Origin of the sequence: Sphingomonas sp. FARSPH (genome assembly GCF_003355005.1) — a bacterium.
Classification (GTDB): Bacteria; Pseudomonadota; Alphaproteobacteria; order Sphingomonadales; family Sphingomonadaceae; genus Sphingomonas.
The window spans coordinates 53,407-78,872 of sequence record NZ_CP029986.1; the positions used below are offsets into that span (position 1 = coordinate 53,407).

At 64.7% G+C, this 25,466-nt stretch carries 26 protein-coding genes and 2 pseudogenes; 16 read left to right on the forward strand and 12 right to left on the reverse strand.

All coding sequences use genetic code 11. From position 1 onward, the window contains the following. Positions 1–10: 10 nt before the first annotated feature. The 5 genes from DM480_RS16095 to adhP all read left to right on the forward strand — a co-directional run bounded on the left by DM480_RS16095 (position 11) and on the right by adhP (position 4,796). Positions 11–1,525 carry an acetyl-CoA hydrolase/transferase family protein gene (locus DM480_RS16095; protein ID WP_115381585.1) on the forward strand — a complete coding sequence of 505 codons (1,515 nt, stop codon included), beginning with the start codon at positions 11–13 and terminating at the stop codon, positions 1,523–1,525. After that, the gene (locus DM480_RS16100) at positions 1,522–1,932 is read left to right on the forward strand and encodes a group II truncated hemoglobin (RefSeq protein ID WP_115381587.1); all 411 of its coding nucleotides are present in this window, start codon (positions 1,522–1,524) and stop codon (positions 1,930–1,932) included. The genes DM480_RS16095 and DM480_RS16100 overlap by 4 nt, the downstream gene beginning before the upstream one ends. Before the next feature lie 98 nt (positions 1,933–2,030). After that, positions 2,031–2,792, forward strand: a complete 762-nt coding sequence (locus DM480_RS16105) for a sterol desaturase family protein (RefSeq protein WP_064311246.1) — start codon at positions 2,031–2,033, stop codon at positions 2,790–2,792. A gap of 112 nt (positions 2,793–2,904) precedes the next feature. Next, a complete protein-coding gene (locus DM480_RS16110; protein WP_064311316.1) occupies positions 2,905–3,720 on the forward strand; it encodes a universal stress protein in 816 nt (271 codons plus the stop codon). Between the two features lie 53 nt (positions 3,721–3,773). Next, entirely contained in the window at positions 3,774–4,796 is a 1,023-nt protein-coding gene (gene adhP / locus DM480_RS16115) for an alcohol dehydrogenase AdhP (protein ID WP_064311247.1), read from the forward strand. Between the two features lie 46 nt (positions 4,797–4,842). On the opposite strand, the gene DM480_RS16120 is transcribed toward adhP, so the two are convergent. Then, on the reverse strand, positions 4,843–5,340 hold the full coding sequence (locus DM480_RS16120) for an RrF2 family transcriptional regulator (RefSeq protein WP_115381589.1): 498 nt from the start codon (positions 5,338–5,340) through the stop codon (positions 4,843–4,845). 133 nt (positions 5,341–5,473) lie between these two features. On the opposite strand from DM480_RS16120, the gene hcp reads away from it, so the two are divergent. Together hcp and DM480_RS16130 are read left to right on the forward strand one after the other, a co-directional pair. Then, positions 5,474–7,114 carry a hydroxylamine reductase gene (gene hcp / locus DM480_RS16125; protein WP_115381591.1) on the forward strand — a complete coding sequence of 547 codons (1,641 nt, stop codon included), beginning with the start codon at positions 5,474–5,476 and terminating at the stop codon, positions 7,112–7,114. A gap of 105 nt (positions 7,115–7,219) precedes the next feature. Then, positions 7,220–7,711, forward strand: a complete 492-nt coding sequence (locus DM480_RS16130) for an ion channel (protein WP_084445248.1) — start codon at positions 7,220–7,222, stop codon at positions 7,709–7,711. A gap of 696 nt (positions 7,712–8,407) precedes the next feature. On the opposite strand, the gene DM480_RS16140 is transcribed toward DM480_RS16130, so the two are convergent. From DM480_RS16140 to DM480_RS16150, 4 genes and pseudogenes are all read right to left on the reverse strand, one after another. Continuing rightward, on the reverse strand, positions 8,408–8,902 hold the full coding sequence (locus tag DM480_RS16140; protein WP_064311250.1) for a nucleoside deaminase: 495 nt from the start codon (positions 8,900–8,902) through the stop codon (positions 8,408–8,410). A gap of 596 nt (positions 8,903–9,498) precedes the next feature. Then, positions 9,499–10,914, reverse strand: a complete 1,416-nt coding sequence (locus DM480_RS16145) for an ISNCY family transposase (RefSeq protein WP_047867320.1) — start codon at positions 10,912–10,914, stop codon at positions 9,499–9,501. 358 nt (positions 10,915–11,272) lie between these two features. Then, positions 11,273–11,677, reverse strand: coding sequence for a hypothetical protein (locus tag DM480_RS17990; protein ID WP_125471543.1), 405 nt, complete (start codon positions 11,675–11,677; stop codon positions 11,273–11,275). Positions 11,678–12,654: 977 nt separating this feature from the next. Further along, positions 12,655–13,419: pseudogene (locus DM480_RS16150) on the reverse strand (IS30 family transposase); the annotation flags it as partial. 84 nt (positions 13,420–13,503) lie between these two features. Between DM480_RS16150 and tnpA the strand changes: the two are divergent. From tnpA to tnpC, 3 genes are all read left to right on the forward strand, one after another. After that, entirely contained in the window at positions 13,504–13,881 is a 378-nt protein-coding gene (gene tnpA / locus DM480_RS16155) for an IS66-like element accessory protein TnpA (RefSeq protein WP_056439051.1), read from the forward strand. Further along, on the forward strand, positions 13,878–14,225 hold the full coding sequence (gene tnpB, locus DM480_RS16160; protein ID WP_076711207.1) for an IS66 family insertion sequence element accessory protein TnpB: 348 nt from the start codon (positions 13,878–13,880) through the stop codon (positions 14,223–14,225). Before tnpA ends, tnpB begins: the two co-directional genes overlap by 4 nt. Positions 14,226–14,336: 111 nt before the next feature. Continuing rightward, complete coding sequence (gene tnpC / locus DM480_RS16165; RefSeq protein WP_115380751.1) at positions 14,337–15,770, forward strand: IS66 family transposase; 1,434 nt, start codon at positions 14,337–14,339, stop codon at positions 15,768–15,770. A gap of 16 nt (positions 15,771–15,786) precedes the next feature. Here tnpC and DM480_RS16170 read toward each other — a convergent pair. From DM480_RS16170 to DM480_RS16185, 4 genes and pseudogenes are all read right to left on the reverse strand, one after another. Continuing rightward, a pseudogene (locus tag DM480_RS16170) lies at positions 15,787–16,047 on the reverse strand (helix-turn-helix domain-containing protein); the annotation flags it as partial. A gap of 130 nt (positions 16,048–16,177) precedes the next feature. Continuing rightward, a complete protein-coding gene (locus tag DM480_RS16175) occupies positions 16,178–17,509 on the reverse strand; it encodes a hypothetical protein (protein ID WP_157968819.1) in 1,332 nt (443 codons plus the stop codon). After that, positions 17,472–18,002: a hypothetical protein gene (locus DM480_RS16180; protein WP_125471579.1), complete on the reverse strand. Its 531-nt coding sequence runs from the start codon at positions 18,000–18,002 to the stop codon at positions 17,472–17,474. The genes DM480_RS16175 and DM480_RS16180 overlap by 38 nt, the downstream gene beginning before the upstream one ends. A gap of 17 nt (positions 18,003–18,019) precedes the next feature. Further along, entirely contained in the window at positions 18,020–19,990 is a 1,971-nt protein-coding gene (locus tag DM480_RS16185) for a PAS domain-containing sensor histidine kinase (RefSeq protein WP_115381601.1), read from the reverse strand. Between the two features lie 115 nt (positions 19,991–20,105). Here DM480_RS16185 and DM480_RS16190 point away from each other — a divergent pair, with 115 nt between their 5' ends. After that, a complete protein-coding gene (locus DM480_RS16190) occupies positions 20,106–20,480 on the forward strand; it encodes a response regulator (protein ID WP_232834228.1) in 375 nt (124 codons plus the stop codon). 52 nt (positions 20,481–20,532) lie between these two features. Here DM480_RS16190 and DM480_RS18590 read toward each other — a convergent pair whose 3' ends face one another. Beyond that, positions 20,533–21,015: a GGDEF domain-containing protein gene (locus DM480_RS18590; RefSeq protein WP_443026408.1), complete on the reverse strand. Its 483-nt coding sequence runs from the start codon at positions 21,013–21,015 to the stop codon at positions 20,533–20,535. Here DM480_RS18590 and DM480_RS18595 point away from each other — a divergent pair. From DM480_RS18595 to DM480_RS16210, 4 genes are all read left to right on the forward strand, one after another. Continuing rightward, positions 20,899–21,570 (forward strand): copper resistance protein B, encoded by a 672-nt coding sequence (locus DM480_RS18595; protein ID WP_443026409.1) that lies wholly within the window; start codon positions 20,899–20,901, stop codon positions 21,568–21,570. The genes DM480_RS18590 and DM480_RS18595 overlap by 117 nt on opposite strands. Continuing rightward, entirely contained in the window at positions 21,561–22,319 is a 759-nt protein-coding gene (locus tag DM480_RS16200) for a PepSY domain-containing protein (RefSeq protein ID WP_115381605.1), read from the forward strand. Before DM480_RS18595 ends, DM480_RS16200 begins: the two co-directional genes overlap by 10 nt. A 315-nt stretch (positions 22,320–22,634) precedes the next feature. Next, positions 22,635–23,048: a DUF305 domain-containing protein gene (locus tag DM480_RS16205; RefSeq protein WP_198665979.1), complete on the forward strand. Its 414-nt coding sequence runs from the start codon at positions 22,635–22,637 to the stop codon at positions 23,046–23,048. Between the two features lie 74 nt (positions 23,049–23,122). Beyond that, positions 23,123–23,572, forward strand: a complete 450-nt coding sequence (locus DM480_RS16210) for a DUF411 domain-containing protein (protein ID WP_115381607.1) — start codon at positions 23,123–23,125, stop codon at positions 23,570–23,572. Between the two features lie 464 nt (positions 23,573–24,036). On the opposite strand, the gene DM480_RS18170 is transcribed toward DM480_RS16210, so the two are convergent. Beyond that, positions 24,037–24,186: a hypothetical protein gene (locus tag DM480_RS18170; RefSeq protein ID WP_157968820.1), complete on the reverse strand. Its 150-nt coding sequence runs from the start codon at positions 24,184–24,186 to the stop codon at positions 24,037–24,039. Positions 24,187–24,229: 43 nt separating this feature from the next. Beyond that, positions 24,230–24,997 (reverse strand): MauE/DoxX family redox-associated membrane protein, encoded by a 768-nt coding sequence (locus DM480_RS16215; RefSeq protein ID WP_115381609.1) that lies wholly within the window; start codon positions 24,995–24,997, stop codon positions 24,230–24,232. Positions 24,998–25,059: 62 nt separating this feature from the next. Here DM480_RS16215 and DM480_RS16220 point away from each other — a divergent pair, with 62 nt between their 5' ends. Continuing rightward, positions 25,060–25,464 carry a MerR family transcriptional regulator gene (locus DM480_RS16220; protein WP_115381611.1) on the forward strand — a complete coding sequence of 135 codons (405 nt, stop codon included), beginning with the start codon at positions 25,060–25,062 and terminating at the stop codon, positions 25,462–25,464. Positions 25,465–25,466 lie beyond the last annotated feature (2 nt).

The window sequence follows — 25,466 nt, forward strand, 5'->3', positions numbered from 1 at the left end:
GAGACCTTTCATGACGACCAGCCGTATTGCCGCCGCTGCCCTTCGCTCCCGAATCATGAGCGCCGAGGACGCCGCGGCGCTCATCACGTCGGGCAGCACGGTGGGGATGAGCGGCTTCACCGGCTCCGGCTATCCCAAGGCGGTACCGCTCGCGCTCGCTGCCCGGATCGAGGCGGAGCATGCCGCAGGCCGCGCCTTTCGCGTCCGCGTCTGGACCGGTGCCTCCACCGGGCCCGAGCTGGACGGGGCGCTGGCCAAGGCGGACGGGATCGAGTTCCGGCTTCCCTACAACTCCGATCCGCTCGCCCGCGAGAAGATCAATCGCGGCGAGATGGAATATTTCGACATGCACCTCAGCCAGGTCGCGCCCATGGCGTGGCAGGGGTTCCTAGGGCCGCTCGACACGGCCGTGATCGAAGTGACGGGTGTTCGTGAGGACGGATCGCTTATCCCCTCCTCGTCGGTCGGCAACAACAAGACGTGGCTGGACCGGGCGAGCAAGGTCATCCTGGAGGTGAACCGCTGGCAGAATGCGGCGCTGGAGGGGATGCACGACATCTATTATGGCACCCGCCTGCCGCCCCATCGCGTGCCGATCCCGCTGGTTCGGCCGGATGACCGGATCGGCCAGTCTTACCTCGCCTGCGACCCCGACAAGATCGTCGCGATCGTGGAGACGGACGCGCCGGACCGGAACCTGCCCTTTGCCGCGCCCGATGAGTCCGCACAGGCGATCGCGGGGCACCTGATGGAGTTCTTCCGCCATGAGGTGGCCATCGGGCGGCTGCCGGCCTCGCTGCTGCCGATCCAGTCGGGTGTCGGCAACATCGCCAACGCGGTGCTGACCGGGCTGGTCGACAGCCCGTTCGAGGACCTGACCGCCTATACCGAGGTGATCCAGGACGGGATGCTGGACCTGCTCGACGCGGGCAAGCTGCGCATGGCCTCGGCTACCGCCTTCTCCCTGTCGCCCGAAGCCGCCGCGCGGATCAACGCGAACATGGGCGCTTATCGCAGCCGTATGATCCTGCGCCCGCAGGAGATCAGCAACCACCCCGAACTGATCCGGCGGCTGGGCTGCATCGCCATGAACGGGCTGATCGAGGCAGACATCTACGGCAATGTGAACTCGACCCACGTCATGGGATCGCGAATTCAGAACGGGATCGGGGGCTCGGGCGATTTCGCGCGCAACGCCTATGTTTCGATCTTCATGACCCCGTCCACCGCGAAAGGGGGCAGGATCTCCGCCATCGTGCCCCAGGCGGCGCATGTCGATCATATCGCGCAGGACGTGCAGGTGATCGTGACGGAGCAGGGCCTGGCCGACCTGCGCGGTCTCAGCCCCAAGCAGCGGGCGAAGCTGATCATCGAGCGCTGCGCCCACCCAAGCTACCGGCCGATGCTGGAGGATTATTATGCGCGGGCGCGGGCCGGCTCCTATGGCCAGCAATCGCCCTCGCTGCCGGGCGAGGCGCTGAGCTGGCATCAGCGGTTCATCGAGACGGGGTCCATGCTGCCATGAGCGACGAAGAAACCGGCTCGGGCGAGGCGAACAAGGCCTCGCTCTTCGACCGTATCGGCGGCGAGGACGGCGTGCGCGCCGTCGTGGAGCGCTTCTACGATCTGATGGAGCATGAGCCGGCCTATGACGAACTGCGTGCGATGCACGAGGCGGACCTGCTACCCATGCGCATCTCGCTGACCGAGTTTCTGTCGGCATGGCTCGGCGGCCCTCGCACCTGGTTCGAATCTCGCCCAGGCACCTGCATCATGTCTATGCATCGTAACATCGCCGTGTCGAAGACGACGGCGGCCCAGTGGGTTCAGGCGATGAGCCGTGCGATGGCGGAAGCGCGGATCGAGCCCGCCCTCGGTACGCAGATGCAGCAAGCCTTTCTCCGAATGGCCGGCGCGATGATTCTGCGCTGATACCCTGCTTTCGCCAGCAAGTGCCGGTTTGACCGGCGTCAAACGACCGGGCCGTCTTCTCAGCTAGAACTTGCTGCGAATTGGACGGACAAACGAGAATGAGCAAAGCGGCAGCGGCACAGCCGTCATTCTGGAAGCGTTCACACCATCTCGATCGCATGACGTTGCGCGAGCTCGTGGCTGCATACTTCCAGCACTACACGATCCTTTCCTATCTGGCGCTCCTGGCCGGGTCGATCATGCTTTTCGTGCTGCATCCAGCGTCAGCGATCCAGGCCGCGGGCATCGTCGTGCTGATCGCGTTGGCCTATCCGCTGGTGTGGTACGGGCTCCATCGTTGGGTACTGCACTGCCACTGGATGTTCAAGGTGCCGGCGCTGGCCGCGGTCTGGAAGCGCATTCATTATGATCACCACCAGGATCCGAACCACCTCGAAGTGCTGTTCGGCGCGCTATACACGACACTGCCGACTTTGCTGATCGTGTCGGCACTTCCCGGATGGCTGATCGGCGGTACCGGCGGTGCGGCTGCCGGGTTTGCTACGGGTCTGCTGTGCACCTGTTTCTACGAATTCTTCCACTGCATCCAGCATCTTGCCTACAAGCCCCGTCTGCAATGGCTGGCGACAATGAAGGTGCGGCACATGGAACATCATTTCCATGACGAGACCGGCAACTTCGGCATCACGAATTTCGTTTGGGATCGTCTGTTCGGAACGCTGTACACGCGCGCTGACCGCGCGGCAAAGAGTCCGACCGTCTTTAACCTCGGCTACACCGCGGAAGTCGCAGCGATCCACCCGAAAGTGGCAGAGCTCTCCGGAGGAGTCGCGACGGGCCATCCGCGGAAGAGGAACTGAGCCGCGTGACTGAGGCCTGAGCGCGCAAGGAGGGAGTCGGCCCGTGCCGGCTGAGCAAGGTCGGGCAAGAGGTATGGGCGGTCGCTCGCCCCCACACGACACGGAGGTCTGCATGAGCTACAAGTCCGTCCTGGTCCACGTGGGTCCCGAGCCACCGAGCGCGGCGTCGCTTGCTGCAGCCGAGCAGCTTGCCCGACAATTCGATGCGACCCTTATCGGCGTTGCGGCTGAAGCGCTCGAACCGCCGGCGACGGGGTTCGAGGACGGTCTGCTCCTGCAGACGCTTCGAGAACAGGTCGAAGCGGATCTCGCGACCGCCGGTCAACGCTTCCAGGATGCCGTCGCCGAGAGCGGGTTGCAGACGAAGTGGCTTGCCATCCCCAGCGCGCCGGACCGAGTCATGGCGCTTCATGCGCGCGGCGCCGACATCATCGTCGCCAGTCGTCCTGCGGACGGCTTCGGATCGTCGCTACTCCCGTCGATCGCATCCTTGGTCCTCGATACGGCGACGCCGGTTCTGGTCACGCCGAGTCATGACCATCGGGAGCTCAAAGCCCAGCGTATCATCGTCGGGTGGAAAGACACGCGCGAGACACGTCGTGCGGTCACCGACGCGCTGCCGTTCCTGCTTGCGGCAGACCAGGTCATCGTGGCGGCGATCTGCAGGGAAGGCCGGTCGGACGAGGCCACCGGTCTGGAGGAGATCGTCGGGCGTCTCGAGCGACACGGAGTGCGCGCGGAAGGGAAGCTGGTGCCGCGCAGACAAAGGACCGTGGCTGATGACCTGGAAGAGGTCGCGCACGAGCATGCGGCTGATCTTCTCGTCCTCGGCGCCTATGGTCATAGCAGGTTGCGCGAGTGGGTCTTGGGCGGCGTCACGCAGGGTCTCATCGACCGTTTCTCGAGGTACCTCCTGTTCAGCCACTAGGAGGTCTTCTCCACCGTTAACCTTGCGAGTGAGATCGCGATGAGAGGTTTTTCATGACCAAGATGAAAGCTGCCGTAGCGCGCGCCTTCAAGGCGCCTCTCCTGATCGAAGAGGTCGATGTGCCGGCGCCCGGACCCGGTGAACTGCTCGTCAAGATTGAGGCGACCGGTGTCTGCCACACCGACCTCCATGCCGTCGATGGCGACTGGCCGGTGAAGCCGACCCTCCCTTTAATCCCTGGCCATGAAGGCGTCGGCTACGTCGCCGCGGTCGGCACCGGCGTCGCCGACATCAAGGAAGGAGATGCTGTCGGGATACCTTGGCTACACGATGCCTGCGGTCAGTGCGAATATTGTCAGACCGGCTGGGAGACGTTGTGCGAACACCAGCATAACAGCGGCTACAGCGTGAATGGCACCTACGCCGAATATGCTCTCGCCAGCGCACCGTACGTCGGCCACCTCCCGCCTGATCCGGATTTCGCCGCATTGGCGCCGATCTTGTGTGCGGGCGTGACGACGTACAAAGGGCTCAAGGAGACGGAGGCGCGACCCGGGGAATGGGTCGTGATTTCGGGCGTCGGCGGGCTCGGGCATGTCGCCGTGCAATATGCCAAGGCGATGGGGTTTCACGTCGCGGCCCTCGATGTCTCCGCCGACAAGCTCGCGCTTGCGCGGGAGCTCGGTGCCGATCTGGCGTTCGACTGCTCCGAAGGCGACGGCGTTGAAAAGCTGTTGCGCGCAACGGGAGGCGGCGCCCACGGCGTGCTCGTGACCGCAGTCTCGCCAGCCGCGTTCAGCCAGGCGATCGCGTGCACCCGCCGCCGCGGAACGATCGCTTTGGTGGGGCTGCCGCCGGGCGACTTCCCGACCCCGATCTTCGATGTCGTGCTGAAGCGGATCACCGTGAGAGGATCGATCGTCGGCACCCGCCGCGATCTGGCAGAGGCGCTATCTTTCGTGGCCGATGGGAAGGTCCGTACGTCCGTAATCGAGGAGCCGCTCGCGGCCGTGAACGACGTGTTCGACCGCTTACGTCAGGGCCGGATCGAGGGCAGGGCAGTCTTGCGCCCCTGATCGCGCGGTTTCCGCGGGCTCAAGCAGCGGGGCTGCGGCAGGCCGTCTAGGCTGCGCCAAAACGCTCTCTCGAGCTCACGTCGGTGAAGGCGCGATTGTCGTTGACGTCAGCGTAGGGAAGCGCCTTTCCAGCTGCCGCATTGCGCGGTTGACGGCCGACTTTCCTGTCCACGAGGTCCGCCAGCGAGTAGTCGCCGAGGACGCTCCAGAACGCCGCCATCGCCTCGTCGAGGATCGGCTCGAGGCGGCAGCGGGCGATCAGTCGGCAGCCTAAACAATCGACCAGCGGACACGAGGGCTCCGTGGCGCGGATCACATCCTTGAGCTTGATTGTTTCAGCGGTCCGCGCAAGCGAGATCCCGCCGCCGCGGCCACGTGCAGCTGCGATGAACCCGCGGACCGTCAGCAGGTTCGCGATCTTCATCAGGTGGGTGCGCGATATGCCCTGCGCTTCTGCCACCTCCGCGATCGACACCCGGCGACCGACCGCGGCGAGATAGATGAGCAGGCGCAATGCATAGTCGGTCTGCTTGGTCAGTTGCACCGCGCGACGATCTCCTTGCCTGCACTACCTCATGCAACCGCCTTCCAGGCACGAGTTTGACGCCGGTCAAAGTGCCGTCTGCAGCGGCGCTTAAAGTGGAGTTCAGAGTTCATCTTTGGCGAAGGGCCGTGCCATGTACTGCGTGCAATGCGAACAATCGAACAAAGGCGGATGTGCGGCCAAGGTAGGATCCTGCGGCAAGAGCGCGACCGTCGCCGACCTGCAGGACGTCCTGCTCCGCCTTATGCAGGGTGTCTCCGTCTACGCGGATCGTGCAGCGCGCGTCGGCGGCTATGATTGCCGGGTCAACGCGTTCACGCCACACGCCTGGTTCACCACGCTCACGAACGTCAATTTCGACGACAACCGCTTCGTCGCGTTGATCGCGGAGGCTTTGCGGATGCGTAACTCGGCGCGAGACCTTGCAACCCGCATGGGCGCTGACCTCACGGACCTGCCCGAGCCCGCCACGTGGCAGCCCGGCACCACAGCTTCCGAGCTGGCGGCGGCGGCTCCGTTCGCCGCGATCCAGCGGTTCATGGACCGCGATGGGCCCAGCATCGTCGGCCTGCGTAACCTTATCCTTTACGGGCTCAAGGGTACCGCTGCCTATAGCGAGCATGCGCGCGTGCTCGGCACCGAAGAGCAGGCAGTCAGCGCCGAGTTTCACCGGATCAGCGCGTTTCTCGCTTCCGACCCGACCGACATGGATGCGCTCCTGCGCGAAGCGTTGGCGCTTGGAGCGCTCAATCTCAAGGTGATGGAACTGCTCGATGCGGCCAACACCGGGCGGTTCGGGCACCCCGAAGTCACCATGGTGCGCATGACACCCAAGGCGGGCAAGGCGTTGCTCGTATCCGGCCACGACATGGGGGACCTCGAGACCATTCTGCTGCAGACCGAGGGCACGGGCGTCAACGTCTATACGCACGGGGAGCTTCTGCCGGCAAACGCATATCCAAGGCTCAAGAGGTTCCCGCATCTCGCCGGCAACTATGGCGGCGCCTGGCAGGACCAGCAGAAGGACTTCGCCGCTTTCCCGGGCGCGATCGTGATGACGTCCAACTGCCTGATCAACCCGAACCTCAAGGGCTATGCGGATCGGCTGTTCACGGCGGGGCCGGTGGGCTGGAACGGTATCGCACACGTAAGCGATCACGATTTCAGCCCTGCCATTACCCGTGCGCTGGCGCTTCCCGGCTTTCTGGAGAATGCGGTCGAGCGGACGATCCCGATCGGCTTCGCGCGCAACACCGTGATGGGTGTCGCCGATACGCTGCTCGGCATGATCCGGAAGGGCGATGTCCGCAATCTGTTCCTGATCGGCGGTTGCGATGGGGCCCGGCCCGGTCGCAACTACTTCCATGATCTCGCCGTTCACACTCCACAGGACAGCCTGATCCTCACTCTGGGTTGCGGGAAGTTCCGGTTCAACGGCGAGGACCTCGGCACCATCAACGGCGTGCCGCGGGTGCTCGACGTTGGGCAGTGCAACGATGCCTATAGCGCGATCCGCATCGCGACCGCTGTCGCCGATGCGCTCGGCTGCGGTGTCAACGACCTTCCGCTGCACTATGCGATCAGCTGGTTCGAGCAGAAGGCGACCGCGGTCCTGCTGACGATGCTGCATCTGGGTCTTCGCCGCATCCACCTCGGACCGACCTTGCCGCAATTCCTTACGCCCGACGTATTGAACGTGCTGATCGAAAAGTTCGACATCCGTCCCACCGGCGACGCACAGCAGGACCTGGAGGCGATGCTTCAGGCCGCCTGACAGTTCCCAGGACCGGGCATCGGCGGGTGACCTTCTGCCGTGCCCGCTTCGATGTCCCTCGCAGCACAGGCGGTCAGCTGGTGCTATGATCGCCTCGCGTGAGCAATGGCCGACCTGGAGAACGCAGCTCGCGCGGCAATCGTCAACGAGGAGGAGCGCGTGGTTCAGCTGGGGATTGCAACGGCGATGGTCGCCATCACAGTCGTCATGCACCTCGCGGGCCTTGCCCTCCTCGTCGCGCTGCTGCGTGGACATCGGCGCCGCTTCGGCGAGCGCTTCCGCGAGTGGTCGCAATTGGCGGCGATCTTGGGTGCCGCCTTTGGGCTTTTCGCGCTGCACACCGCGGAGATCTGGGCCTACGCTCTCCTGTATGCACGCTATGCCGGGTTGATCAACTTTGATGATGCTCTGTACTTTTCGACCGCCACCTACACCACGCTCGGGACGGCTGATCTTGCGCTTCCGAGCGCCTGGAGGCTCGTCGGTGCGATTGAGAGCGCCAACGGCATCATCTTGTTGGGCTGGTCGACCGCCTTCTTCGTTTCGGTGATTAATCGGATCAGGCTGTTCGAACAGGAGGCGAGAGGAAGCGGCTGATGCGCCCTCTCTTACCCAAACCTTCGAAGACCATCATGGTCGAACTCGATCTTCAAGAAGACGACCTTCAGCGTGTCGTTCACGCGTTTTACGCGCAAGTGCGAACGGACTCCCAGCTGCAACGCGTCTTCAATGGAGCCATCGGCGACTGATCCGACATTTTCAAGGAGCTTTGCGACTTCTGGTCATCGGTGATGCTGACAAGCCGGTCGCTCCAAAGGGCATCCCAGGGCTGTGCACCTCCGGCACGCTGAGGCCATGGCGACGTCCGCATTTGCACGCCTGGCTGCGACTGTGGGAGGAGACACCAACGAGATGCTCGCACCTGAGCAGGAATCAGCGCTGCAGGACAATGCGGCGCGGATCGCCGAGAGCCTCGCGCTCGGGATAGGTTCCAGCGTGGCGACGTTCCTGGCGCAGGCGTCAGGCCGGTAGCCTGCGCGCATACCTAAGCCTCGAGGAGCAGTGCGCATTTGCGGACAGGCCGTACATGGAATGCAACTCGGCACTACCCCATCAGCGTCGAACCGGTGGGAAGGTACCACAAGGTAGCCATTCCTGTGGTACCATACGATACGCACACCTGAGTGGAACTTGACCACCTTCGCCGGTAGGCCCGAACGCATCACAGCCTCTACCGCGCGGCAAGCGGTCGATGGCGTCGAAGCTGTCGTGTCCGGGAATCCAAGGGTGGGATCATAAATTCGCTTGCTCGTCGGCCGACAGATCCGCGTCCGGGCTGTAATAGAGCGACGCACATTCCTCAGCGAGGCAACCGCCCTCGATTTCGATGTCGTCCCGATAGGCATCGCCGATGAAGGCCAGCGTGTCGACGTGCTTCGCCTCAAAGTACATGGGGTGCACGTCCTCGCGCCCCGCGCCATAGACGACTCGGCCTACCTTCGACCAGATGGATGCCATGGTGCACATGCCGCAGGGCTGGAGCGTCGAGTAGAGCGTGGCGCCTCTCAGCTCCATCTCGCCGGTGGTCTCGCACGCGCGGCGGATCGCCATCATCTCCGCATGAGCCGTGGCATCCGGGAGCTCTTGGGTCTGATTGCGCTCGGCCGCGATGACTTCGCCATCCAGGACGATCACGCAGCCGAGCGGCGAGGTTGACGGATCCGACCCCTTGGAGCGCGCGACCTCAAGCGCCACGCGCATGTACGTCTCATCAGCGCCGACACACATTCTCTTCCTCCATCCGGTCGAACAACCGAACGCCTGCGGACGCGATCGGCTTCTCATGCGGCGAGGCAGATCGGCGACAATCTTAATTTCGGGCCTGAGGCCCGCTTACGAACGGCATTCGCTCGTTTGACTGCTCGCCAGCACGCCCAAATGGATACAGGCCACGCTGGCCCGCGAAAGCATCCGCTGGCCGGCACCGCTCCGCGCGCGGGTCTTGGCGCATCATCGGCTGGCGGGCCTGGACGTCGAGGACATTCTGGAGCAGTTTCGCGCGTGGCTTGTTGAGCGGGAGCAGCGCTTGCGTGAACGAACATCGCTGATCGGGTAAGGGCGCGACAAGCTCCTAAACACCTAACCTGTAGAGCAAATCTGTGTTCCCGCTGATTAGAAAAGACACATTCTGCCCCAAATAGAAATGACACACGGCTGGTAGCAGCGGGGGCAGCGTGGAGCCATCCACAAGCGCAGCGCTGACCCCGCTGATGCGGTGAGTTTCGAGGGAAGGGCGACGGACCCGCTGCGCCAGCAGCGGGCTCGGTCACACCAGAATGCAGACAGTCAGGCAGGTTCCTGGGGTGGGGTGGCGTGACCCGGACTCAGCCAGCGTATTCGGCCAGTCCGCGCGCGACGAGTTCCGTCTCGGAAAGGCGCGGCCCGCGCTTCAGTTTCGGCGTGCAGAGCGTGCGGCGATCCACCTTCGATGCGGTCGCAACAGCCGACGCGGCGAACATGCCGCCAGTCTGCGCCGTCCGCGCCGGCTCGTTGTTGTTCCGCTTGCGGTGGTGTGGCGCCGTTTCCTGCAGGAGCCGCGCCATCGCCAGCGCCGCGTCGAGATGCTTGTTGTCGACCACTGCTGCCTGGTTCACCCGCCGCATCTTGTCGAACACGCGATAGGGCAAGGCCTGCCCGTCGTGCCGGATCTCGATCCGTCCGTCAGGATACTCGCAAACCTCCACCCGCTTGCGCGCCAGCGCCTGGCTGGTCCGGTTCGGCTCCAGGATGAACAGCGCCTTGTTGTAGTGCAGCGTCAGCGCCGCGGTCACCGTGCGCTGCTCGCGCCACACCATCTCTGCCTCGATGTTCTCGTGCGGCGCCAGCGGGCGGTGCAGATCGCGCGGGTCGAACGGGGTCCTGGCGAACTGCCGGTTGTGCCGGGCCATGTAGGAGGGGAGGAAGGCATTGGCTTCGTCGATGGTGGAGATGCCCTCCAGTCTCATCGCCTTGACCAGCCGGTCCTGCAACGTGCCGTTCGCGCGCTCGACGCGCCCCTTGGCTTGCGGCGAGTTGGCGCAGATGATCTCGATGTTGAGCGCGTGCAACGCCCGCCCGAGATGGGTCATGCCGTCGCCGTTCGCCGAGGCCGTGTTGTTGCGAAACGCGCTGTGCTTGTCGGAGTAAAGGGCCACGGGTTTGCCATGGCGCTCGATATAGCTGCGCGTCGCCCGCATATACGAGAAGGTGCTCTCGCTCTCCACCATCTCCAGGTGCATCAGCTCGCTGGTCGCATCGTCGATATAGACCAGCAGCGTGCATTGCGGGCCCCGGTCCTCGAACCACCAGTGTTTGGACCCGTCGACCTGGATCAGCTCGCCGCGGCAGTCCCGCCGATAACGCGGCTGGTACGGGCGAGGGCGGCGCGCTGCGCGGTCCTTCCACAGCCCCGCTGCCATCATCATCTGCCGCAGCGTCTCGCACGAGATTCGGATGCCGTGCCGCTCGGCCAGATACTCGCGCGCGAGCGTCGGCCCGAAGCCGCTATACTGCTCGCGCACGAGGCTGACGACCTGATCACGAACGGCATCGCCGTAACGCCGGTTGCTCGGACGCCCACGCTTGCGGGATATGAGCCCGGCTGCGCCGTCCTGCCGAAGTCGCTCCAGCAACCGGTAGATCTGTCGACGCTCAAGCCTCAGCAGCGCCATCGCGTCCGCCACCCTGATCTCACCGCGGTCGAGCCGCATCAGCGTGTCGTACCGGCTCACCTCGGCAGCACTCATTGTCAGCACCGTCATCGCTTGCACATCCTCGCTGCCGAGGATGGCCATGACACCGGCGACCCGCTGGCACTCGTTGTGCCTTTTCTATCTAGCGGAGGAGTGTCATTTCTACTTAGCACTGCGGTTTCAAGCCGAAGTGCGACACCGCCTCGTGGCAGCGGGGCAGCGTGTAGCCTCCCAAGCAGCGCAGCGCTGCCCCGCTGATGCGATGGCCTCTCGGCTCTTGCGCCCTCGGACCCGCTGCGACAGCAGCGGGCTCGGTCACGCCGGTAACGGCCGCGAACAACCACTAGCAATTATGCGCGGACGGCTCGGTGAGCAGCCCTCTAAAGGCATAGGAGGGCACAAGTACAACCTTCGAAAGGTTGCAGCGCTACCGCGCAGCCTTTTCGGCGAGAATATCTCGTAGCGTGCCTCTCGGCCAGGGACCGATGTCGACGTAGGAATGGCTCCGCGCCGACCGACGAACGATCAACGTAATGAAGATAGTACCCCGACCGGTCGTCGCACCGAGAATGTCGGTCCACGCCCATCTTCGAGTTTGATAGATATCCGCCACCTCGATCCCATCTTCGTCCATGATCAGCGAGCTGGGGTGCCGATAGTGTTTGAGGCTGCGGATCACACCACGAAGCGACGCAACACCGACCACAAAGAAAACAATCGACACGAACGTTTCGGGCGGCGAAGCATGGCCGCGTACGGCATTGAAGATGCCTCCAGAGCCCAAGGGTAGGGATATAATACCCAGAAGAAGGCTGGCAATGGCGCGCGCCATCCATCCTCCCCTGGCGCCTGATCGTACCTCGGGCTCGCGGTTTGCCGTCATGGGGTCACTCTCATTGCGAGTGATCGTATCATAAGCGTCCAGGGTTTCAGTATCGTTGACGGCGAAGGCGACGTAAGGGACAACTATCACCTTCTTGGTCGCGGAACCGGACTGTTGTCTAGCCTCTTAATCACACACGCTCGTTGCCGGCCCGAACGGCGACGTACGCCAATGGCCGAGATTGGCAGGTGAACAGCCGGGCCGGTATTGTCATGGAAGAGCTATAAGCGGACAGTCGCCGACCCCCGGCATCGTAGCAAGGGTTCGTGTGCGACCATTGAGTCGCTGAGATCGGAGATGCGGCATGCCGAAGAACAAAGCACGGATCTTGGCTGTAACCTGCGCTCTTGGGTTCAGTCACCCGGTCGCAAATGCCCAAACCATAGCCTCGAAACCGCTGGGGGGTGTCCCAGCGCAGTGCCAACTTTCCGAGCCAGCCCGAATCGTTAACTCACTGCGCGATCTTCCAGAGGTTGCCGCTGAATTTCGCAGGCAAAATTTGGGCATCGCAGATGTTGGAGAGAGCTTCAATCCGTCCGATGTTGTGGACGAAAAATCAAGGACATTGCCGCCCCGGCAGTTCGTTCGAGCCTACGCCTTCAAGGACAGGACTATCGTTTGGTATTTTCGCGGTGGCTTTGCTGCTAGGTTCCATGTCGTCGAGCTTAGGACAGGTCGCGACACGATGCCAAACGCTCCGCCTTTGTTGCGCTTTACGGGTCGGACTCTTTCAGGGCCGCCGTGTGCGGCGACTGACGCCATCCTTGCAGGCGTCGATGGCGGGCAGGGCTGGTAGTGAAGAGCTAAGTCCGCCCGAGGCTGCTGCTCCTCTACCGCCGACCGCATCCTGTACGAGCGGCCGATTTCGGGAACGATCATCGGTGGCTGAGATGGCGAGTTTGGGCGCTTGCGGACATGCCGAAACGTCACGGTTCCGCTTCAAGCACGAGGGCGACCTGCTCGGCCAGGACCTCGCCCGGCGTTCGATATGCAAGGCACTTGCGTGGCGTTCGGTTGAGGCGGTCTACCAACTGCTCGAGCTCGCCTCGCGGTACCTGTGCGATGTCCGTGTCGGAGGGCAGGAAGCGCCGTATCCTGCCGTTGCTGTTCTCCACGCTGCCCTTCTGCCATGGCGCTGAGGGCTGGCAGAAGTACGCGGTCATGCCCAAGCTCTCCCGTAGGCGCCCATACCCGGCGAACTCGGTGCCCCGGTCAAGCGTGATGGTGCGACGGAGGGAAGGGGGGAAGGTGCCGAGGTGGCGCTCGATGCCTTCCATGATGCCGGCCGAGTGACGGCTGCTGTTGGGCGTCAGCACGGTGAAGCGGCTCCGGCGCTCAACCAGCGAGGTGAGGTTAGCCTTACCGTGCTGCAGCTTGAACGCGATGAGGTCGCCTTCCCAATGGCCAAAGTCGGCCCGCTCAGCGATGTCTGGCGGTCGAGCCGCGATGGTGTGGGCGGGCGGGATGTTCAGGCCGCGTGGCTTGCGAGCGTAGCGACGTCGGCGTTTCCGCCTGCCGGTGGGCAGCAGCCGTGCCAGCTTGGCCGCCTGACCGTCGGGCCCATACACGAACTGGTAGATCGTTTCATGGCTCACCCGAAGCGGCCCTGCGGTACGGTGCCGAAGGTAGCCGGCAATCTGCTCCGGCGACCAGGCGGCTTCCAGCCGGTCGACGATGTAGCTGGCGAGCTGTAAGCGTCCGGTCTTCTCCACCTTGCTGACGAGGTGATGCGCAAGCCACAGGTTCGGCACTGTGGCAGACACCGGTGCGGCATCATGGCGACGCGAATTATCGAGATGGTTGGGCCTGAACCGCGCCGGCGGTTCAGCGAAGATGACAAGGCGCGGATCGTGTCGGAGGCGATGATGCCGGGTGCCAGCGTGCTGGAGGTGGCGCGGCGACACCGGGTGTGCACGTCGCTGGTGTATCGCTGGCGACGCACGCTGCTGCGCGACGGGGTGGCGAGCGAAGCATTGCCGTTGCCGGGGCCGGCATTCATTCCGGTCGAGGTGGCGGGCGCGCCCATGGTGCCGCATTCGGAGCCGCTCGGACCGGGTGTGGTGGAAGTGGTCGGCCCGGCCGGGCAACGCATCCGCCTGGCACCTCCCATCGACGCGCGGGTGCTCAAGACCGTGCTGGCGGGGTTTGCTTGATCGGGCCGCCGGGCGGTGTCCGGGTGTATCTGGCGGCCGGGGTCACGGACATGCGCAAGGGCTTCGACGGGCTGGCCGCGCTGGTACAGCAGCGGCTGCGCCAGGATCCGTTTGGCGGTGCGGTGTACGCCTTCCGGGGCAAGCGTGGCGATCTGGTCAAGCTGCTGTGGTGGGATGGTCAGGGTCTCGTGCTCCATGCCAAGCGTCTGGAGCGGGGCCGGTTCACCTGGCCGGCGACCGCGGACGGCGTCGCGGTGCTGACCCCGGCGCAGCTGTCGATGCTGCTCGAAGGGGTGGACTGGCGGCATCCGATCCGGTCCTCGCAGCCGACCTTGGCCTGGTAAAAAGTACGGTTTCCTGCGGCTTTCGCGTGTATCGGCACGGGGGTTCTGGTATAAGCGGGCGTGTCGCCCGATGCCGCCTCGCTGCCCGACGATATCGCCCTTCTGAAGGCCATGCTCATTGCTGCCGGCGCCGAGCTGGAGCAGTTGCGGATGCAGGTCGCGCGGCTGCGGCGCATGGCCTTCGGCCGTTCGTCGGAGAAGCTGACGCACCAGGCTGACCAGCTGGAACTCGGGCTGGAAGAGCGCGAGGCGGAAGCCGCCACTGCGGCGATGCCGGTGGTCACCCGGACACGGGAGACCGCCAGGCCGTATCGACAGCCGCTGCCCGATCATCTGCCCCGCACCGAGGTCGTGCATGAGGCACCGTGCGTCTGCCCCGACTGCGGTGGTGCCATGCGGCGCATGGGCGAGGACGTTACGGAACAGCTCGACTATGTGCCCGCCTCGTTCCGGGTCGTGCGCCACGTCCGGCCGCGGCTCAGCTGCCGGTCATGCGAGCGCATAGTGCAGGCGCCGTTGCCGTCCATGCCCATCGAGCGCGGTCGACCCGGTGCGGGGCTGCTCGCCCATGTGCTGGTGTCCAAATACGCCAACCATCTGCCGCTCTACCGCCAGTCGGGCATCTATGCTCGCCAGGGCGTCGACCTTGCCCGCTCCACGCTCGCCGACTGGGTCGGGCGCTCGGCCGCGCTCCTCGGCCCCTTGGTCGACGCGCTCGAGCGCCACGTCATGGGCGGCGCGACCCTCCATGCCGACGACACGCCGGTGCCGGTACTGGCCCCTGGTGCCGGTCGCACCAGGACGGGCAGGCTGTGGACCTATGTACGCGACGAGCGCGGGGCTGGCGGCGAGGCTCCGCCCGCCGTGCTGTTCCACTACGCGCCCGACCGCAAGGGCGAACGACCCGCCGGACATCTTGCCCGGTTCCGGGGCGATCTGCACGCCGATGGCTATGCCGGGTTCGACCGCCTCTATGGCGACCGCATCGCAGAGGTGGCCTGCTGGGCGCATGTCAGGCGCAAGTTCTTCGACGTCCATGCCGCAACCGGCTCCCCCACGGCCCGCGAGGCACTGGACCATATCGCCGGCCTCTATGCCGTCGAACGGGATGTGCGTGGCCGGCTCCCTGACGAGCGACGGCACGCGCGCCAGGCCAGGGCCGGACCGCTGCTCGATGCCTTCCGCCAGTGGCTCGACGCGACCGGACCGAAGCTGTCCCGGCGCTCCGACCTTGCGGTCGCCATCCGCTATGCGCTCGCCCGCTGGCAGGCGCTGACCCGCTATGCCGACGATGGTCGCCTGGAGATCGACAACAATGCCGCCGAGCGCTCGCTGCGCGGTATCGCCGTCGGGCGCAAAAACTGGCTATTCGCGGGCTCCGACCAGGGCGGGCACCGCGCCGCCAGCATCTACAGCCTGGTGGAAACCGCCAGGCTCAACGGCGTCGACCCCGAGGCCTGGCTGGCCGACACCATCAGACGCATCGCAGACCATCCGGCCCGCCGGGTCGCTGAACTGCTGCCGTGGAACTACCGGCCCGTTTGAGGTGACGCCGTCACCGGACGCTTACGGCGAGCTCGGGATAGCGGCTGATTTTCGCGCCCCTAAGCCGTCGCCCAGCCGCCATCGATTGAGCAGTCAGCGGAAAGTACCCGCGGAACATCGGCTCTTCGTCAAACCGGTGATTGCGCTTCAGCTCGCGGTAGATCGTGGACGGGTGACGCCCGAGCTCGGCCGCCGCCTGGCGCGGACTTCTACCGGCGCTGGTGAGCTGATACAGCTTGCGGCGCTCGTCGAGATCCAGATGCGTGTAGCTGCCCATGCGCAACCCTCCGCCGGGTGGAACCCGCACTTAAGCTAGGTTTTCGCACTTCGATCTAGAATGCACCCACCTACAATCTGCCAGTTCGATAACATTGATTATGTAAAATCGTAGATCGTTTGGCAGGTAGTCAGGCCGCCTCGAGCCAGTCCGCCATCGACTCCCGTGGCAGATACCCGCGATTGCGCAGGATCGTAACGATGACGCTGTCGCGTACCCCGAAGCGGCTCGCGGCGCGCACGATCTGCTCGCGGGTCGGACGGTTCACGTCGACGACGTTGCGCAGCGCCTCCATCGGACAGAGCAGCGCCTGGGCGAACGCGCGCTGGAACTTCTGGCGGTCGGTTCGCGACCGGCTGATCACGCCGAAGCCTTGGCCACCGGTCCAAACCTCGTCGCCGATCATCCTCGCCAGCTCGAACCGGCGATCGTTGAGGGGTTTCATCGCCAAGGCCAATCGCGACTGTGAGCCGTTACCTTCCGTCTTGGCGGAGAACGGCAGATGACGCGCCGTCGCCGTTGCTTCCTTGAGCAACTCCCACCGGACCTGAAGAATGTCGCCCAGATCGGCCCAGCGCACGGTATTGCCGAGGTTGAGGGCAGCACGCAGCGCGATCGCGGCGTCTTCGGCCGCCTGCCACGGGGTCTGGCCGGGCAGCGTTGCCGGATCGATTTGACCCTGTACCGAGGCGAAGTCGACAACGACGTCGGACGCCTCGACTGCCTCCAGCACCGCTTCCAGCGCAACTGGCGCAGCTTGCCCCTTGGTCGCGAGCGCAGCTTCGTCGATCGCCGCCTCGCCGACCCTCTCCTCGAAGCCGAGCAGCGCCTCGACGACCGCCTGGGGAGCCTGGTCGGGATCGTAGCCGAGACATGCTTCCAGACGTCGCCATCCCGCGAGCTCGTCGTCTGCGCGCTCGCGGGCGAGTTGCCCGATGAGATCGGCAAAGGCCGCGCTGTCGGGCAGATCGCGACAGCGCAGCAACGCGTCGAAGAAGCGCTCGAGGCCGGTCTCGAACTCGTCCGAGAGCATCGTCAGGGGGCGCTCATGGAGATAGCGGATGACGCTGCCATCGTCCTCGACCCCGGTAACCGGCGCTACCATCACCCGCGGTCCCATCCCATAGATCATGAAGGGCGGCAGGACGGTATCGCCGGACGCGGCGCTGAGCTCATGGCGCAGTCGCCATTCGGTGCTCGGAAAATGAGGATCGTCGAGCGGCTCCCAGCGCAGCCGCCAGAAATTGTCGACGAACCAGAAGCCGAGCAGGAGCGGCGACGCCCGAAAATAGTCTCGCCGGGTCCCCTCATGTTCGTCGAGCAGGCGAGTGAACACCGTTCGACCGACCGCCATGCGGATGTCGGCGACCCCCTGCGACCGGTCCCCTGCCGGCCAGTCAAGATCGATGTCGAAGCTCACAGCTCTATCTATACCGCTCCTGGGCTCCTCGCAACGCGGCAAGCATTGCGGGCTGTCTCTGCGCGCGCGACAGCGACAGATACCAGTTCTCGAAACGCGCAATCACCTTGCGGCCCAGTGCATTGGTCGGCAGCAAAGGATAACCGTGGTAGAGCGCGCGCCCGGGAATGGTTTGCCGCAATTCGTAGATCCATCCATCGTCGTCCAGCGTCCAGAGCATCGTCGGGTCGCCTTGCCGGACGAGGTCGCCGAACAGGCCGGCGTCAATTCCTCGCCGCAACAGCTGCGGAATACGTTGCTGATCGGCGATCCCGAAGCCGGTGTCCTCACAAAATGTCCGATCGGGAGCACGGCCACGATACGGTTCCAGCCCCCAGGCATAGGGATCGCGCTTGTGCTTGGCATACCCGCCGTATGTTGCGCGACCGCTTAGTTGGGCGCGCTCGGCGGCCGATGGCATCCCCGGCGAAAGGTCACGCTTCTCGTTCTCGCTACGACGTGGTTGAAGGATGCGGGGCGATGGCTTGCGACGCATGCTTGGCAGACTGGGAATCAATCAGCGATAAGTCGGTCAAGCGGAAGATCGAAGCGAACCCGCAGTCCTGTAGGCTCGAAATCTCGGTTCCACTTGCCCCCGAACTGTCGCACTAGGCTCCGCTCGATGAGCTTGCTCCCGAACCCGTCGCGCAACGGAGGCGTGACGTCGCTCACGCCGACCTCGATCCAGCTGAACTGCAACTGCTCGTCCTGAGCAGTCCAGCTTACCTCGACGAAACCCTCAGGGTTCCTCAATGCCCCGTACTTTGCAGCATTGGTGCAGAGTTCGTGAAGCGCCAAGGAGAAGGCGGTCACCGCCTGCGCCTTAATCACGAGCTGCGGCCCCGAGGAGCGTATGCGCCCGGCCGCCCCTACCTGCGCCGAACAGGCTCTAAGGACGACGGACTCAAGCGACGCCTTACGCCAGTTGTCCTGCGTAAGCGCTTCATTGGCCGCCCCGAGCGCAGTGAGACGCGCGTGAAAGGTGTCGAGCGCGTCCTCGACGCCTTCGCCTTGAAAGGTCTGCGTGGCGATCGCCTGGACCACCGCCAGCATGTTCTTGACGCGGTGATGGAGTTCGCCCGTCAGCAGTTCGCGCGCATCCTCGGCACGTCGCCGTTCGATCGCCTCACGCGTCCGACGAAGCGCCTCCTGCAGAAAGGCCAGCTTGTCATCGGACCAATGCCGAACGTTACGGTCATGCAGGAAGATCAGGGCTACCAGCCGGCCATGCTCAAGCAGCGGCACGTTCACCAGCGCGCGAATGGTAAGCGTACGGAACCTCTCGGCATGGCCGGCAGTGTGCGGATCAGACTCGATGTCGTCGATGACGACAGGCTGTCCCGCTGCGAGTTGGTCGAGCGGCAGGCCATAGTCCTCGAATTGGTAGGAACCGGCGAGACCCGCTACACCTTGCGATGTCCAGTCGCGGTCGATTGTGAGCGTCCCCGCAGCCTGATCAATCGTCCCATAGCCGGCACGGGTAAGTTCGAATGTTCGCCCGAGGATCTCGCCGAGCGCCTGCGTCATCTCCGACGTATGCCGGGCTCGTCCCAAACGATCGGAGAGTTCGACCAGCGCCGCAGCCCAGAGTTCCCGCGTTTTTCGACGCGTGATATCCAGCGCCGTTCCTGGCAGCCGCGTTGATCGGCCTTCGTGGTCGAAGGTTGGTCGACCCTGAAGAGTGATCCAGCGCGGAAGTTGGGCATGCTGTGGAACCCGATAGTCGATCGCAACCGCCACGCCATCGTTACGGGCGCTCTCAAGCGCGCTCTGGACATGCGCGCGATCGGCGTCATGAACCGCTCCCAGAAAGCGCGTAAGCGACTGTTCTTGCTCGTCGCTTGCTGACAGTCGGTGCAGCTGCCAGAAGCGATTGTCGCCGCGCAGGACACCTGACGGAAGATCGAGCTCGAAAGTGGTCAACCCAGGGCTGGCCGCAAGCGCCGCTTTAAGGCGCTCGTCCATGCGCGCGCGACGCTCTGCCTCTTCCCGCTGGCGGGTACGGTCGCGCAGGATCTTGACGAAGCCCTGCTCCTGGCCCTCGACGAGGAGCGGCATCATCATGCCGGTGGCGAAAAACCGCTTACCTCCCTTATGCAGGTGCCAGCGGTCGTCTTCGGCACAGCCGTTCTCCCGGGCGCCGAGCATCTCTTGCTTCGGTACGCCTGCAGCGCGATCTTCGGGTGTGAAGATGAGGTCGGCAGAAAGCCCCCTCACCTCTTCAAACTCCCACCCGAGAATGCGCCGCGCACCCTCGTTCCAATCAGTGATCACGCCCTCTACATCCATGATGATGATGGCGTAGTCGGTCGTGCTGTCCAGCAAGGATCGATAGCGCGCCTGATCGGTCGCTTGCCGCTCCGCGACACGCTCCAGTGCCCACTCGAGCGAGTGGAAGCTCTCGGGCCCGAGCGGGCCACGGCTGCTCTGAAGCTTGACGACTTCTGCCCGCAAGCGGGCAAGTTCGTCCTGTGGATCGGTCATGATGGTTGGCGTCCCCTGCAGCGCAGAGAGCGCCCAACCTCCAACCTATTATCCGATCAGACGAAGTTCCAGCATCTTCAATGGATCGCGGACGGATATGCCGGGTTGAGCGAGTGTGAGCACCTCCAGTCTACACACAATCCTCGTCGTCGACGACGATCCCCTGTTGCGCATGCTGGCGGCGGACACCTTCACCGATGCCGGCTACACCGTATTTGAAGCGGATAGCGGCAGTGCCGCGCTCCAGCTGTTGGAATCGGGAGCGGATGTCTGCGCCGTGTTCACGGACATCCAGATGCCGGGCGATCCCGACGGCCTCAAGCTTGCGAGTCTCCTGCGGACCATGTGCCCGGATTGCGCCATTCTTGTCACCTCCGGGCAGGTTACGCCTGAACCGCAGGATCTGGCCAGCGGCGCCCGGTTCGTTCCCAAGCCATACCGGCCCCGCGAGCTGCTGGCGCTGGTAAGAGAGATGCTGGAGCGGACGTAGACCGGAGCTTGCGCCCGGCACACAAGTTCCAGCGCAACGCCTCCCCCTCGCCTCAAGCAGCCATCATCAGGACGTTCCGCCCTGCCCGCTTCGCGCTGTACAAGGCAGCATCGGCGACGGCCATCGTGGCATCGAGGCTCGTGTCCGCACTGAGCGGCGCAATGCCTCCGCTTACGGTGATGCGGATCGTCGCTCCGCCGACCGATACTGCCATCTTCTGGGTCGCATCGCGAAGCCGGTCACACACTGCGAGCGCCTGTTCGGAGTTCGCGCGAGGCAGCAGGACCGCGAACTCTTCGCCGCCGAGCCGGGCGACGACATCGCCTTCCCGCACCATCCCTTTGGCCAAAGCCGCGAACCGCTTCAGGACCAAATCGCCGGCCGCGTGGCCGTGGCGATCGTTGACCTGCTTGAAAAGATCGATGTCAAAGGTTGCGATCGCGCCGCCCCCGCCCCCGGCAAGGTGACGTTCGCAGCAGCGTTCGAACGATCGGCGGTTCGCAAGTCCGGTCAGCGGATCGGTTATCGCTGGGATGGCGAGGCTTGGTATGGCGGCGACATCAACCGCTTCGTTGCGAAGACCGAGGGCGAAGGCACGTTCGGCAAGGGCATCGAGAGTGCCGAGGTGCAGGCGCTCTACTCGCGCACGATCGGCCCCTATTGGAACCTGCAGGGTGGCATCCGCTACGACTTCAAGCCCAATCCGTCGCGCACCTATGCCACATTCGGCATCGAGGGATTGGCTCCGAATATGTTTGATCTCGAAGCTGCCGCCTTTCTGTCCGACAAGGGCGACGTGCTGGCGCGGATCGAGGGCTATTACGATCAACGGCTGACCCAGCGCTTCATTCTCCAACCCCGCGCCGAGTTCAACCTGGCCGCGCAGGACGTGCCTCGTGACGGCTACGGTGCCGGGCTGATCGACGCCGAGCTGGGGCTTCGACTTCGGTACGAGCTCCGGCGCGAGTTCGCCCCTTATTTCGGCGTATCGTGGGAGCGCCAGTTCGGCGACACCCGCCGCTACTCGCGTGCGCCGGGCGAGAACACGGGCGGGTTCAGCTTCGTCGCCGGTATCAGGACGTGGTTCTGAGGAGCCGGCGCGCCCGTCTGCACCTGTTCGCGAGCCGCACGCATAGGTGGCTTGGGCTCATCATCGGCGCGCAGCTCCTCTTGTGGTTCACCAGCGGCGCATTGATGAGCTTCCTGCCCATCGACCGCGTGCATGGCGATCACCTGATTAATCGCAAGGCCGTGGCGGCGCTGCCTACCGGCGTCCCGCTTGCACCGCCATCGGCGATCACCGAGGCCAGTGCCGCGCCGGTCGAGGCCGTCACCTATCGCCTGTGGCTGGGCCGCCCCATTGCCGAGGTGACGGCGGCCAAGGGCACACGGCTGTTTGACGCGCGGACCGGCGCGGCGCTGCCCGCCCCAACCGCGATTGATGCCGAGGCGGTCGCCCGCGCCGCGTGGCGCGGAGACGGCCGACCGGAGGCCAAGGTGGACCGCATCCAGTGTCCCAGCCCCGAATATCGCGGTCCGCTCCCCGCATGGCGTGTCGCCTTCGCCGACGCAGACGCGACTCGCGTCTTCGTCGCGGGCGACACCGGCCGCATCGCGGCGGTCAGGACCGGGACGTGGCGGCTCTACGACTTCTTCTGGGGGCTACACATCATGGACTGGAGCAACCACGAGAACTTCAACACGCCTTGGCTGCTTGCGTTCGCGATTGGCGGCGTGGCGCTTTGGCTGGGCGGAGCGGTGCTCCTTTACATGCGCTGGCCGAAGCGGTCGCGACGGGCGTCCAAGGATCAATCAACGCTCCAGCAGGGGCATGCGTGACGGACGACAAACCCGACAAGATGAAGCTGATGATGGGAACGGGCCGGGCCGCTTAACCGCGGTGACGTTCACGCTCGTGATGTATGGCCTCATGGCCCTTAGCATCTAAGCGCTCACCCGCCAGTTCAGGTCTGCCCCCCTCCGGCGTCCTGGCGGCGTCTCTGCTCAGCCACTTGCACCTTGATAGGGAGATTGCGTGCGCGGCCTGTCGCTCATCAGGTCTTAGTGGCGGGCTCAAGCAGGTGAAATAAAACGTTGAGGGGTGAGCGGCTGCGCCGCGTAGCAGATGGGGGTAGCACGAGGAGTTCGAAGGAAATGCGCTCTATTTCGATATTCACCGCTTTGGCGCTCGTCGCCACGCCCGCGTTTGCCCAACAGAGCGGGAAGCAGGCGATGGACCACGGCCAAATGCAAGGCATGGACCATGGCCAGATGCAGGGCATGGATCACGGCGATATGGCCGGCATGATGGCGGGCAATCCCTACGGCCAGGCCGAAATGGACATGCACCGGAAGATGATGGCGGCCAAGCAGGGTGATGCGGCAGAAATGTGGACCCGCAAGATGATCGAGCATCACCGCGGCGCGATCGCGATGGCGCGGGTCGCTCAACGTGATGCGAAGGATGCCGAGACCCGCCAGATGGCGACGATGACGATCTCGAAGCAGGAAAAGGACATCGCGGAGCTGCAAGCCTGGCTTCGTAAGCATGGCAAGCGCGCGCAGTAAGGCGCGCTGCACCCGCCCTGCCGTCCCCCCAACCACCCGCGGCAGGGCGGGATCACTTCCGTTGGAGCTGACCCATGACCCATCGCCCTCGCTTCCTAGCCGCAATGCTCTTGATCGCCGTTCCGAGCGTCGCATCGGCTGCGGCGGATATCGTCATGCACCGCGACCCCGGCTGCGGCTGTTGCGAGAAGTGGGCGGCGCAAGTGCGCCAGCAGTTCGGCCGCAACGTGCAAATCGTTGATGATGCCAACCGCGCCGCGTACCAACGCCGGCTCGGCGTGCCGACCTCAATTGCGTCCTGCCACACCGCCATCATCGACGGCATGGCATTCGAGGGCCACGTTCCAATCGCCGACATGAAGCGGGTGATCGCCCAGCACCCAAAGGGTGTGCGCGGCCTGGCCGTCGCCGGAATGCCGATGGGTTCTCCCGGCATGGAGGTCGCGGGCATGCGGCCCCAAGCCTATGACGTGATCGCGTTCGGCCCGAGCGGCCAGCGCGTCTATGCTCGCCACGGCGGCTAGACGAGGGTCTTAGCGAGAACGGGGGCGGTTGCCCGCCCCCGCCCCGTTTCAGTGGTTCATGCCTGGCATCGGTGCAGGCTTGGAATCACCCGGCTTCGCCTTCATCTTGTCGCAGCAGTCCGCGCAATCCTTTGCAGCACGCCTTGTCGGCGCCGCAGCAGCAGCCCGCATCGGTCGCGAACGCCGCGGTCGGGAGGGCGAGCGCCAGGGCGGCGCGGATCAGTTTCAGTCATGTCATCAGTATCTCCGTCGGTTGAACGTGTGAGCTGTCGAGGAGGTCACACCGTTCGCGGCGGGGGCGTTGCCGGTGGCACCGGCAGCCCGGCCAACTCTTAAGCCGGAGCAGGAATTGGCGTTGTCGACGGCAAGCGCCACGGCGCAGGCCTAATTAGGGTAGGCTGGTGGACGGCCGCGCATGGTGTTGTGCATGCCGACCCGGGTGCCTTCTTCGTCGGCGTCCCCTTTCAGTCGCAACCGGCCATGACCGGCGCCACCGGCGCGGCGCTCGCCGCCGCCTCGCACCACGGTCCCAGGCGCAGGAGCAGGAGCGCCGCGAGCACGCCGAGCAGGGCGACGCGGAGCAGGCTGGCGGAAGGTTGCGACCTGGTTCCCACGTTCCCTATCCGCGCGCGCGCCGCTTCGATGTCAATTGCAGCCTCAGTGCGCCATCGACAGCGCGGACGGGGCGAACAGCATCCACAGCGCCATTCCCACCATCATCAGGTTCTCGGTCAGCGAGATGAAGCCGAGCGGCACGCTGCTTGCGCCGCCGACGCAGGCGCACTTCAGCTCGCGCTTGTCGATATAGACGGCCTTGAAGACCGACACCGCCCCGATCGTGCCGATGACGAGCGCGACGGGCACCGACAGCCAAGTCAGCGCGCCCGCGATCATCAGCACGCCCGCGCCGCCTTCGGCGAAGGGGTAGATGTAGCCGTATGGCACCCAGCGCCTGGCGAGCAGATCGTAGTTGAGGAACATGGTCGAGAACTTCTCGACGTCTTGGAGCTTCAACAGCGCCAGCACGCACATCGAGAAGGCGATGAACCACTCGCCCGCACGGACGGTGAACGGCGTGCCAAGCACGGCATAGCTGGCGGTGAGCGCCATCAACGCCGTCATCGCGAACACCGCGATCACCGGCTTGTAGCTGGTCTCGTCCTTCGCCGGCACGTGACCGCCGAAGAAGCGGGTGAGGTCGTCGTTGCCGCCGATCCGCTTGGCCCCGATGAACGTCTGCGGCGTGGTCTTGACGTCGTGCTTCGCCTTGAACGCCTCGGTCTCTTCCTTGGTGCGCAGCCAGTGATCCTCGACCTCATAGCCGTGCCGCTCGAGCTGCCACTTGGACTTTAGGCCATAGGGGCAAGTATGCTCGGGCATCACCATACGGTAGAGCGCCGCCTTCTTGGGCGCGGTGGTCGCCATATCGCTTCTCCAATTGGTTACACGACTTATATAGGGTCTGTACCATAGTCCGGAGTCAAGGCATGACGAGCATGACGATCGCGGGGCTTGCGCGCGAAGGCGGCGTCGGTGTCGAGACAGTTCGCTTCTACCAGCGCCGCGGCCTGCTGGGTACGCCCGAGCGGCCCGGCGGGTCGGGATCGGCCGGCGGATTTCGGCGCTATGGGGACGACGACGTTCGACGGCTCCGTTTCATCCGCGCGGCGCAGTCGGCCGGGTTCACGCTGGAGCAGATCGGCGAGCTGCTGGCGCTGGACGCGACCGACGATCGCGCGCGCGCGCGCCTGCTCGCCAACGAGCGCATTGCCGCGCTGGATGCCAAGATCGAGGAACTCGAGCGGGTCCGCACAGCGCTGCGCCGGCTTGCGATGGAGTGCGGGTCCGGGTCGGATGGGCCGTGTCCGATCCTGAGGGCATTTGAGAAGTAGCG